This window comes from Ensifer sp. SSB1 (genome assembly GCF_016652895.1).
Classification (GTDB): domain Bacteria; phylum Pseudomonadota; class Alphaproteobacteria; order Rhizobiales; family Rhizobiaceae; genus Ensifer.
In genome coordinates, this window is the sequence record NZ_JAEPRP010000207.1 from 1 (window position 1) to 11,720 (window position 11,720).

At 62.2% G+C, this 11,720-nt stretch carries 9 protein-coding genes; 2 read left to right on the forward strand and 7 right to left on the reverse strand.

Annotation, left to right across the window (positions count from 1 at the left end; genetic code table 11):
* The 7 genes from I8N66_RS32575 to I8N66_RS32605 form a co-directional block, all read right to left on the reverse strand.
* Nucleotides 1-459 (reverse strand): ABC transporter permease subunit (locus I8N66_RS32575; RefSeq protein ID WP_291163200.1); only part of this gene is annotated, 459 nt, incomplete at its 3' end.
* A 2-nt stretch (nt 460-461) separates the two neighbouring features.
* A complete protein-coding gene (locus I8N66_RS32580) occupies nt 462-1,169 on the reverse strand; it encodes an ABC transporter permease subunit (protein WP_291163203.1) in 708 nt (235 codons plus the stop codon).
* A 100-nt stretch (nt 1,170-1,269) separates the two neighbouring features.
* A complete protein-coding gene (locus I8N66_RS32585) occupies nt 1,270-2,067 on the reverse strand; it encodes a transporter substrate-binding domain-containing protein (protein WP_291163206.1) in 798 nt (265 codons plus the stop codon).
* A gap of 71 nt (nt 2,068-2,138) precedes the next feature.
* Nucleotides 2,139-4,151, reverse strand: coding sequence for a DUF2817 domain-containing protein (locus I8N66_RS32590; protein WP_291163209.1), 2,013 nt, complete (start codon nt 4,149-4,151; stop codon nt 2,139-2,141).
* A 64-nt stretch (nt 4,152-4,215) separates the two neighbouring features.
* Complete coding sequence (gene hisC, locus I8N66_RS32595) at nt 4,216-5,325, reverse strand: histidinol-phosphate transaminase (protein WP_291163212.1); 1,110 nt, start codon at nt 5,323-5,325, stop codon at nt 4,216-4,218.
* 59 nt (nt 5,326-5,384) lie between these two features.
* Nucleotides 5,385-6,479, reverse strand: a complete 1,095-nt coding sequence (locus I8N66_RS32600; protein ID WP_291163215.1) for a 2Fe-2S iron-sulfur cluster-binding protein — start codon at nt 6,477-6,479, stop codon at nt 5,385-5,387.
* Between the two features lie 12 nt (nt 6,480-6,491).
* Complete coding sequence (locus tag I8N66_RS32605) at nt 6,492-7,538, reverse strand: aromatic ring-hydroxylating dioxygenase subunit alpha (RefSeq protein WP_113537458.1); 1,047 nt, start codon at nt 7,536-7,538, stop codon at nt 6,492-6,494.
* Between the two features lie 123 nt (nt 7,539-7,661).
* Here I8N66_RS32605 and I8N66_RS32610 point away from each other — a divergent pair, with 123 nt between their 5' ends.
* Together I8N66_RS32610 and I8N66_RS32615 are read left to right on the forward strand one after the other, a co-directional pair.
* Nucleotides 7,662-8,585, forward strand: a complete 924-nt coding sequence (locus tag I8N66_RS32610; RefSeq protein WP_291163220.1) for a LysR family transcriptional regulator — start codon at nt 7,662-7,664, stop codon at nt 8,583-8,585.
* 363 nt (nt 8,586-8,948) lie between these two features.
* On the forward strand, nt 8,949-11,501 hold the full coding sequence (locus tag I8N66_RS32615; protein ID WP_291163223.1) for an SH3 domain-containing protein: 2,553 nt from the start codon (nt 8,949-8,951) through the stop codon (nt 11,499-11,501).
* The last annotated feature ends 219 nt before the right edge of the window (nt 11,502-11,720 follow it).

Consider the following 11,720-nt stretch of genomic DNA (forward strand, 5'->3'; position numbering starts at 1 on the left):
TGCCAGCCGGATGGCGAGGGGAAAGGTGATCCGGCGAAAGCACAGGAGCCGCGACATGCCGCAGGCCTGGGCGGCTTCGACGAGCCCGCCCGGAATGGACATGAGCCCGCCGCGCAGGATTTCAGACGTATAGGCCGCCGTGTTCAGTGCGAGTGCCATGACCGCGCAATGTGCGCCGTCGCCGACGATCCACCAGAGCACGGGGTTGTCGCGAACGAAGGAAAGCTGGCCGAGGCCGTAGTAGAAGAGGAAAAGCTGGACCAGCAGCGGCGTGCCCCGGAACACGGTGCTGTAGCCCTTGGCAAAGCGGCTGAGTACCGAGTTTTTCGACAGCCGCATGACCGCCAGCGCCAGGCCGAGGTTGAAGCCGATGGCGATCGAAATGAGTGTCAGGATGGCGGTCTGCCACAAGCCCTTGGCGAGGGCTGGAACCGCGAGGCGAACAAGTTCGAGATCCATGTCTATTTCCTCTCGCGAGGGCGCAGCAAGCGTTCAATCCCGTCAAAACCACTCTGGCTGACCAGCGTGATCGAGAGATAGACGACGGCGGCGATGAAGTAGAAGATGAAGGGATGGCGGGTCGATCCTGCTCCGACGAAGGCGGCACGCATCAATTCCTGCAGGCCGACCACCGAAACGAGGGCCGTATCCTTGATGGTGGTCTGCCAGACATTGTTCATGCCGGGCACGGCGATCCGCAGCATTTGTGGCGCGATGATGCGGCGGAAGATGCGGGTCCCGGGAATGCCGAGCGCCCGCGCCGCCTCGATATGACCAGGCGGAATGGCGGCAAGTGCACCGCGGACGACCTCTGTGGAGTAGGCACCGGAAATGGCCGCGATGGCGACGACGGCGATGACGAAGGCATAACCGTTTCCGGCGAGCCCCTCATAGCCGAACGCTGAGGCCACCCGAGCGATGAACTCGACGGAGGAAAAGAAGAGAAGATAGATGATCAGGAGTTCCGGCACGCCGCGCACGATCGAGGTGTAGAAATCCACGATCAGCGTCAGCGGGAAAAGCCGCGCCCATTTGATCAGGCCGCAGGCGACGCCTATGACGATGCCGAAGGCCATGCTTGCGACGCCGACGGCTATGGTGATTGCCGCGCCGCGCAGGATTGCGGTTATCCAGCCGCCTTCCCATACCTGCCATAATCCAAGTTCCATTGAACCAGCCCAAACCTGTGTATTGTCCGATCGGATGCTTCGTCTCCCGGACGAAGAGCACCTGGCGGTCTCTTCTCTTCCGGGAGACGAAAGTTTGCCGCTATAGGCAGGGGCGGGAGATGTCCGCCTTGAACCAGGTCTCGCTCGCCTTGCCGATCGATCCGTCGGCAACCAACTCGCAGAGCGCCTTGTCGATGCGGGCCTTCAGCTCGGTGTTTTCCTGCGAGATGCCTACGCCGATGCCTTCGCCAAGCGTCGGATCGAAGGTGCTCAAGACCTTCACGTCAACGAACTGGAAGTCCTCGCCGTCGGGCCGTCCGAGGAAATCCTGGAGGGCTGATGCATCAGCAAACGCTGCCTCGACGCGGCCGCTGGCGAGGTCGATCTGCATCTGGTCGAGCGTGTCGTAGGTCTTCAGCACGGCAGACGAAGCCCGCTTCTCCATGAAATGGGCGTGGGTCGTTCCGGCCTGAACGCCGACCGTGCGGCCATCGAGCGACTTCAGCAGCGTGTCGATGTCCTTGATGCCGGCCAGATCGGAATCCTTCTTGACCACGAACATATTGGCGAGCTCGGCATAGCCGACAGAGAAGTCGATCTGCTTCTTGCGTTCGGCCGTGATCGACATGCCGGAAATGATGATATCGAAACGCTTGGCCTTCAGCGCCGGTATGAGCCCGTCGAAGGCCTGTACGACGAAGTGGCATTTCATCTCCAGCTTGGCACAGAGCAGGCTTCCGACATCGGCGTCGAAACCGGTCACGTTGCCGGCAGAGTCGGCAATGCTCCACGGCGGATATTCGCCCTCGGTGCCGATCGACAACTCGCCCTCGGCAGCGTGGCCCGTGGTGAGGCCTGCGGTGAAGATCGTGGCGAGCAACAGACTTTTCAGCTTCATGTTTTGGTTCCCCATGTTGAGCTTTCTTGTTGGCTCTCGTCCGGAAGTTCCCGGACGGGTGATGCCGGCGGTCAGAGCGTACGGGCCAGGAACTGGCGCATGCGTTCGGAGCGTGGGTTCGTGAAAACCTCCGCCGGAGCACCCTCCTCCTCAACCTTTCCCTGGTGGAGGAAGAGGATCTTGTGCGAGACCTCGCGCGCGAACTGCATTTCATGCGTCACGAGGATCATCGTATTTCCTTCTTCTGCGAGCTGCCGGATCACGCGCAGCACCTCGCCGACGAGCTCCGGATCGAGCGCCGAGGTCGGCTCGTCCAGGAGGATGAGCTTCGGGCGCATGGCGAGCGTGCGGGCGATGGCGGCACGCTGCTGCTGCCCGCCGGAAAGCTGGCCGGGATACTGGGCGTGCTTGTCGGTGAGGCCGACCTTCTTCAAGAGGGCATGGGCATGATCGATTGCCGCTTGCCGGCTCTCCTTCAGGACATGCAGCGGCGCCTCGATGATGTTTTCGAGGACCGTCATGTGCGGCCAGAGATTGAAGTTCTGGAACACCATGCCGACGCGCGAGCGGATACGCTCGACCTGTCGCATGTCGGCGGGCATGGCGCCGCCATCTGGCGTTTTCTTCATGCGGATTTCTTCGCCGTCGATGATGATGCGGCCGTCGTTCGGCTGTTCCAGCAGATTGATGCAACGCAGGAAGGTGCTCTTTCCCGAACCGGAAGAGCCGATCATCGACACGACTTCTCCGGGCTGCGCAGAGATGTTGACGCCGTTGAGAACGGCGAGGGGACCAAAGCGCTTGTGAATGTCGTGCACTTCGATGGCTGGCCTGTCGGCAAGTCTTGGCCCGCCGGCTTCCGGGTGGGCAACGATGGTGACGGCCGGCGCTGCCGGAACGGGCTTTTCGGCACCGGCGCCGCCGACAGACTTGAGCTCTGCGAACGCGCGGTCGAAGTGGCGCAGGGAAGTCGAAAGACAGGTGCGCTGCCAGTCCGCGTCTTCGGGAATGAAAGCGGCGCGGAGGCTCTCCTTGATCCGGTTTCCGAGCGGCGTGTCGACCTTGCCGAACAGATGAAGCCAGTTGTCCGCCTGAACCGCATCGGAGACCGTGGCGCCGTCAAGGGTTCCACATTCGACAACCAGGGGCAGGACACGAGCCTTTGGCAGCGCAGTTCTCACCGCGGCTGAGACATAGCCCGTGGCCGTCGCGGCAATGCCCGTATCCGTCGTCGCATTCTCGCCGGTGAGGACGACCGAGAGCGCGGGTCCGAAGATGCGCCGCCCCCATTCCAGGCCCGCATGTTCCTGCTCGGCAACGGAGAGGAGTGCAGGATAGCCATAGGGGCCGGCGCCTGTGTGCAGGTCGAAGGCGACGACTTCTTCCGCCTGCTGTGCGAATGTCGAGAGGATTTCGATGAGGGTCCGGTTGGACCAGACCGGACCGTCGCCGCCGTAGAACAGGCCGTCCGGAAACTCATACTGCCCGGCTTCCACGACCGGGGCGATGCCGGCATAGCCGCCCAGCCGTAGTTTCGCGGCGTCGTAGGCTGCTACCGCCGCATCCCGCTCCGGCCCCTCCCAGGCGCGACAGACGAGGGCGGCGTGCAGCGCCGCATATCGATCGTTCTTCGGCGTGCTTTTCAGCCAGTCGATGAAATTGCGGTTGAGGTCGACATTGTCCTCGTTTACTCGGCGCGACCAGGCCGTGCCCCACGGGTTGATGAGGTGGATTGCCAGGACGGCTGTATCGTCGGGCAGTTGCCAAGGCGAATTCTGTGAGAGCCAGGCGGTCTGGCAAGCCGAGCCGAAAGGACCCTCAACGCCGTGGGTGCCAGATATCAGTACCAGGAGCTTCCTGGCATCTTCGCGCCCGAGATAGGCGACATCGGTCGCGAGACGCTCGCCGTTCGGGCCGTGCAGTGGATGCACGTATTCGACGACACTGGCACCCGCGGTGCGCGCTGCGGCGAGAAACCGTGCGCGCAGGGCCGAAAAATCGCCGGCGAAGAGACCGGCAGGCGTTGATGGGGACATGCGACTGGGCTCCCGGTTCATCTTGTAGAGGCTTGCGTTTCCGCTCATTGTTCGTTCCCGTGGGGCTTGGAGTGCCCCTTTGTTTTGTGTGAGGTGAGGGAGGCCGCAGCCTTCAGCCCCTGGCGAAAGCGCAAAGCGCGTCGAGAAAACGGTCGTTCTCCGCGGGCGTGCCGATCGTTACGCGGATGAAGGTCTCATAGCCCTTCTCCTTCCATGGCTTGACGATGATGCCGCCCGACAGGAAGTGGGCCATCGCCGCCGAACTGTCGCGACCGACGTCGATGAACAGGAAGTTCGTCTGCGATCTCGCCGATGCAAGCCCGATGGCGGCGACCGCGTTGGCCACACGTGCCCGTTCCCGTTTCAACGCTGAAACCGAAGACGACATCCAGGCCTCGTCCTCCAGTGCGGCGACGGCGGCGACCTGTGCGGCGGCGTTGACGTTAAACGGTGTCTTGGCTGCCGCGACCGCCCGCGCAAGCCGTGCATCGGACATCACCGCGTAGCCGACGCGCAGGCCCGCAAGGCCATAGGCCTTGGAGAAGGTTCTGAGCACGACCCAGGAAAGGTCCGTGGCGGAGAGCGCGGCGAGACCGTCGGGCAAGTCTTCGTCCGTGAACTCGAAATAGGCCTCGTCCAGCACGAGAAGCGTCCCCGGTGAGACGGCCGCAAGAACGCGAGCAAGGCTCTCGCGGTCGAGCGCCGGGCCAACCGGATTAGAGGGCGAAGAGAGGAAGAAGATCGCCGGCTCCCGCTCGAGCATGGCAACGATTGCCGGTACGTCAAAATCGAGGTCGGCCCGCATGGCAACCTTCTCGACATTGGCGCCATTGGCCAGTGCTTCGATCTCGTGCAGCCCGAACCCGGGACAGACCGTGCCTACGAGTGCGCCGGGACGAAGGACGGCGCGACAGACGGCCGCGATCATTTCCTCCGAGCCATTGCCGGCGACGATGCGATCAACGGCAACGCCGAGTTTCTGTCCAAGTGCCGCGCGCAGCGCCGTACAGGCGGGATCGGAATAGCGTGATGGATTGAGGTTCGTAAGGGCGGCTGCGACACGCGGCGAGCAGCCATCCGGATTCTCGTTGCTGGCGAGTGCTGCGATATCCTGGCGACCGCTTTGCAGTCGTGCAGCGGCAATGTTCATGCCGGCGTTGTATGGCGGCAGGCCGGCGACATGGGGGTTGAGCGGGATTTCGGATTGGAGCGGTTTCCTCACGGATCCTCCTTCGGGGATTGGACACCCTGGTTCAGGCCGCAGCCTCTTGCTTTGAGCGGTCAGAGATCGAGCACGATCGATGATTTCGGTCTGGTGCAGCAGAGCAGCACGCGGTCCGCCCGCACCTCGTCCAGCGGTTCCTCGAAATAGTCGACCTCGCCGGAGACGAGCCCCTGTTCGCAGGTGCCGCAAACTCCTGCCCTGCAAGAGAATTCCGGTTCGATGCCCTGAGCCTCGAGAAACGCGAGGATGGATTCGCTTGCGCCATCCCAGGCCAGGCTGTGTCCCGATTTTCGGAGGACGACGTGCAGGCCGTCCTCCCCGACGTTTGGTTTCACTAGGGGCGCAGCCGCCTGTTTTGGGGCAGGGGCCTCCGACAGGAGGCTCGCCGGACCGAAGAATTCGTAGGCGATGCGGTCCTTCCGCACGCCGAGGCCGGTCAGAATGGCGTAGAGGGCCTGCATGAAAGGCGGAGGCCCGCACATGTAGATGTCGTAGTCGTCGAGCGGGAGGAGGCTCTGAAGCGTCGTACGTGTCAGAAAACCCGAGGAGTGGCACCGGGCAGCTTCGAGATCGCTGATCCCGGCGAAGCGGTAGCAGAAATGCAGGGTGATGCCCGCCCGGACGGTAGCGAGATGCTCGACCTCGTCCCGCAGGGCATGGACTGCAACGCTGTCGCAGGCATGGATGAACCAGACGGGACGATCGCTTTCCCGTGCCAGCACATCCAGCATCGAGACAGTCGGGGTCAAGCCGACGCCGCCGGAAAGAAGCACGACGGGCCGGGCACTCGCGCGGTCGAGCTTGAATGCGCCGCGCGGCGGGTCGATCTCGACGACGGCGCCGGGCTCGATGTCGTCATGGAGCCAGCAGGAGCTTAGTCCCTCCGGCACGTCTTGTGTGGGGGCGGCCTCACGCTTCACGGTGATCCGATAGGTTCCTTCGTCGCGTGGCGAGGAAGAGACGGTGTAGTTGCGCAGGACATATCCGCCTTTGCGGTCGGGTACACGGATCGTCAGGAACTGTCCCGGCTCGAACGGCCGCCAGTGCTGGGGCTCGATAGGGGCGAGACGGAACGACGTGATGGTGGTGCTTTCGCGGACCTTCGAAACGACTTCGAAGGGGCGGAAGCGTGAGGCCGCGGCATCGAGCATTCGGATCGAACCCTATTCAGCAGCTGCGCTCGCCGGATCGGCTTGCGTTTCGGCAGCAATCAGCTGGGCCAGTTTGCGGCGGAAGCGCATCGGACCGACGTCGATCTTCAGGTCGAGGTTCGGTGTGTGCATATTGGCCATTCCGTGATGGACCGCCTCCAGGACGACGCGGTCTTCCTCGAAGGCACCACGTACGGATTTGGCAAAACTCTCAGATACCTTTGCGTCATCGGGCGCAAAGTTGCGCATCTGGAACCAGTAGTACTTGGTCCGGTTCTCATCGACAGGGGTCATGAAGTTGTAGCTGTCCATGAGGAAGGTGTTCTCAGGAAGCGTGCGGCCTTCGCCACCGGTATGGGCAGGCGCGAAAATGGCCTTGATGATCGCGTTGCTCGGATAGCGCACTTCGTAGTGCTGTTTGCGATCGGTGTTGCCTTCGAATTGCAGGAAGGGGGCATAGAACGGGGCCGGTTCGGAGTTAATCATCCAGCGCCAGACGGTGACACCGTCGTCCTTCACCGTCGTCTCGAGCGGCGTTTCCTCGCAGGCGGAGCTTGCGAAAGACGACTGGTGGACCCAGGCGACATGAGAGGGGTCGAGAAGATTGTCGGTCATGTAGAGATAGTTGCAGTTGAGCGTCATCGACTCGCCGCGGTTGATGCCCCAGGCAGGATCGCCGAAATGCTCGACTTCGAAGATATCCTTCGGATCCGCCCGCTCGGCATCGCCCATCCAGATCCAGAGCAGGCCGTAGCGCTCATGAACCGGGTAGGAGCGCACCTTGGCGACGTGCGGAATGCGCTCTGCGCCCGGTACCCGGGTGCAGGTTCCCGAACAGTCGAAGGTGAGGCCGTGATAGCCACATTCCACATCGTCACCCTTGATGCGCCCCATGGAGAGCGGCAGTTTCCGGTGGGGACAGGCATCCTCGAGCGCGGCGGCCTGGCCGTCCTGCTTGCGGTATAGGACGATGTTTTCGCCGAGGACCGTGAGGGGCTTCAGCTCGCGGCCGACCTCGTGATCCCAGGCTGCAACGTACCAGGCATTCTTGAGAAACATTTCGCTCTCCTTGCGTTTTGTTAAGTGAATGTTCGACGTTTTCTCTGTGCCAACAAGTTGCCAGCGCCTGCGTTCTTTTTTAGAAAATCTAAATTAGAATGGTTGGCCGAGGAGAATTTTAAGATGCCGAACCCGTCCTTGCGCGGCTTGCAGGCCTTTGAGGCGATCGGTCGGTGTGGCTCTGTCAGTGCCGCAGCGGAAGACCTCGGCGTATCGCCGGGCGCCGTCAGCCAATTGGTCCGAAATCTGGAGCAATGCCTTGGCCTGACGCTGCTGGAGAGGCGCGGGAGGCGGGTTGAACTGTCCTCATGGGGGCGGTTGTACTACCGCGAAGTGGCGAAAGGCTTCCAGCAGCTTTCCCATGCCGCCAACGTTCTTACCCGCGCCCGGAACGAGACCAGCATCGTTCTAAGCGCGCTGACGTCGGTAGCCAACAAGTGGGTCAATCGCAAGATCTTCGACTGGCAGTCGCTCTGTCCCGAGTCGAGCGTGCGCATTCTCGGTCAGGAGCAGGAACCTCGTCTTGGTATCGAGCAGGTGGATTTCCGCATCACCTACGGGCGGCGCTCCCACGCGCATGAACACGTCGCCAAGCTGTTCACCGACTGGATGGTGCCGGCTTGCTCGCCCGCGTTGATCGCCGGACACACCCTCGAAACGCCACACGACGTCCTGAAATTTCCTCTCCTCAATGTGGAGTGGGAGGCGGACTATAAAGCCTCCCCGCAATGGAGAGACTGGGCCGGGCTGGTGCAGGCCGACGGCGGCAAGACGTTTTCGGGTCTTTCCTTCACCCTGTCGAGCAGTGCCATCGACGCAGCCGTCAACGGCAGAGGATTTGTGCTCGCGCAGGTTTCGATGATCAAGGATGAGATCGCGTCCGGAGCCCTGGTCGTCCCCTTCGACCTGCGCATGAAACTGCCGGAGAGCTATTACCTCGCCTGGGACCGGGCCGCCCTCGAAAAGCCGTTCGGGCAGAAGTTTCACAAGTGGTTGGTCGGGGTCGCGCGGCAACAGGAGCTGCATTCTGCTCCATCCGCGGCATGAGCCACGTGACGTCCCCACAGCGGGATGAGGAAGCCCACGTCCCGCATCTCGATCTTGAGAAATCCACCAATCGCAGCACGGAGATCGGTGCTTTTTTCCCCGATGGCTAACGGTTATGGCGGAGCAACCGGGGTGGGGCCCGTCACGCGGGGAATTGGGAAGGCGTCGTTCAATGCGCGGTTTAATTAGAAGTTGGCGGCGTTGCCAGTTGCACTCGGCTTCGAATGTGCAATGATCTTGAAATTGAACGACTTTAATTGACTGCGAATGCGAGAAGCCTTTGTCGCGGCGAAGCATTTCCAGTGGCACTTCCGGCGGACAGGGACTTCGAACAGCTTAAATACTCAGTGAGGGAATGTGATCATGCGTAGAATTCTTGCGTACCTGACGATCGCTTCGTTCTTCTCTACCTCCGCCTTTGCGGACCCGGCCGTTCTGACGGCCAATGTGAATTTCAGGGTAGGCCCGGGCACCGGATTTGACGCGCTGCGCGTCATTCCCCAGGGCGAGGAAGTCGATATCAAAGAGTGCGATGCGGAAGCTTCCTGGTGCGCCGTGAGCTACTCCGGAGCGAACGGGTTCGTTGCGGGCAAGTACCTCAACCAGTCCGATGCGACGGCGCCGGCCTGGCCAAGGGTGTTCGACACTGAGAAGGGCGCGATGATCACGCTCTTTCAACCGCAGATCACAGCCTGGAAGGATTTCAAAGAGCTCGAGGCTCTCGTCGCCACCGAACTCAAATCGTCCGCCGACGCGAAGCCGGTCTACGGGATCATCGGGCTTTCAGCCAAGACCACGGCTGACGATGCATCCGAAAACGTCACGCTGACGGATGTCAAAACCACGCGGCTCGATTTTTCCTCTCTGGACCGCAAACAGCTTGCTGATCTCGCGCTGGACATAGGCAAGCTCGTTCCTACCGATCCGATCGTCGTGTCGCAGCAACGCCTGGCCGCAAGCCTTGCTGATTTTCAGCGGCTTGCAGACGTTCCGGATATGAAGGCTGATCCGCCACCGATCTTCGTGAGCGAGGCATCGGCGATCCTGTTGCAGACGGATGGCAAGGCCGTTACGGCTCCGGTCAAGGGCGTCGAGGGCCTGTCGTTCGTGGTCAATACGAACTGGGACCTGTTCAAGGTGGAACAGTCGGGCGACTACTATCTTCGAAGCGACAAGAACTGGCTCACCTCGAAGACGCTTGATACCGGTTGGGTCGAGGCGGAAACGGTACCGGACGTGTTTTCCAAACTGCCGGAGATCGAGAACTGGAAGGGAGTGAAGGCCTCGCTTCCGCCGACGCGCTTCGGCGAGAACAAGATCCCGAAGGTCTTTTATTCCGAGAAGCCAGCGGAGCTTTTGATCTTTGAAGGGAAGCCTGCCCTCGAACCGGTGTCCGTGACAGGGTTGGATTGGGTTTCCAACACAACCAGTTCGGTCTTTTTCCATCGGGCCAGCAAGACGTGGTACACGCTTCTCTCCGGACGATGGTTTTCATCAGCCTCGCTCGAAGGACCCTGGAGCTTTGCTACTCCCAATCTGCCGGAAGATTTCCTGAACCTGCCGGACGACGCGACCTACTCGGCAGTGCGTGCTTCGATTCCCGGCACGTCCGAAAGCGCGATGGCGCGCCTGCGGGCGAGCATTCCGAAGCTCGCGCGGGTTTCGACCGATGGATCGTTGAAGGTGGACGTTCACTACAATGGCGAGCCAAAGTTCGAGCCGATCGAAGGCACGTCCATGTTTTATGCCGTCAACGCCAATGAACAGGTCATCAAGGTTGCTGACAAGTATTTCGTTCTGAAGGACGGCATCTGGTTCGTTGGCGATACGCCGACCGGCCCCTTTGCCGTTGCGCGCGCTGTCGCGGATGAAATCTACACCATCCCGTCGTCGTCCCCGGTTTATAACGCGACCTATGTCCGCGTTTACGACACGGAGCCGGACGCTGTCTGGTATGGCTACACCCTCGGCTATCTCTACACGTATCTCGCCTGGGACACCGTCATCTGGGGATCGGGATGGTACTACCCGCCCTATTGGGACTACTACGACGACGACTGGCCCTACTATCCGCCGCCGATCAGCTACGGCTTCGGCGCTTCGTACAACCCGGCCTACGGAACCTTTGGCCGCTACGGTTACGCCTACGGTCCCGAGAGAGGTCTGGCATTCGGTGCAGCCTACAACCCCGTCACCGGAACCCGGTTCCGCGCTGGGGCGGTGGCAGGACCTGGCGGCGAACGAGGGTTCATTTCCGCCTACAACCCACGCACCGGCAATGCCATGGTCGCGCGCGGTGGCCAGAACGTCTACGGTTCCTGGGGCAGTGTCGCGGTCAAGCATGGCGGGGAGTTCGCCCGCATAAGCGGCGGGACGACGGGGAGCGCCGGCGGCCTGCGCTGGCGTAACACGGAAGGCAACAAGGGCTTCATCGTCGGCAGCAAGGGCGGCGACGTCTATGCCGGCCGCGACGGCAGCGTCTATCGCCGCCAGGACGGAACGTGGCAGAAGCACACGCCGGACGGCTGGCAGCCCGTTCAGCGGCCGGACGGAGAGAACCTCCGGAATGCTGCAGCCAACAGGCCGCAGGCGGCGCAACGCATTCAGAACCGGGCCGAGACGCGGCCGGCACCGCGGCGCAACCAGCAGGTTCGTCAGCGGGCGCCCGATCATCTTTCCTTCGACCGGGCCGGACGCCAGTTCGGCAACCAGAATGAGCTGAGCCGCAACTATGGCCGGCTCTACCAGGAATCTGGCCGCAACTTCCAAAGCTTTGACCGTGGCGGCGGCTATCGCGGCGGCGGATTCCAGGGCGGCAGCCGCGGCGGCTTCCACGGCGGTGGCGGTCGGGGCGGCGGGGCGGTCATTCGCGGCGGCGGCGGTGGAGGCGGGCGTGGCGGCGGCGGCCGGCGCTAAGCACATAGACGAGACCGGACAAAACCGCTTTCGACCGATCTGAACTCAACCGTTGGAAGCTGCAGATTGCGGCTTCCACCCCGGTGCCAGCGCGCCGGGACTTCTTCCACGAAACCTTGGCGTCGCCATAAAGCAGGCGGCAGGACAGCCGATGGACAGGTTGCGTCGCCTAGAACGGCGTCGGGACCGCACGGCTTGCCGGCGCCGGTTCCCGTTCGT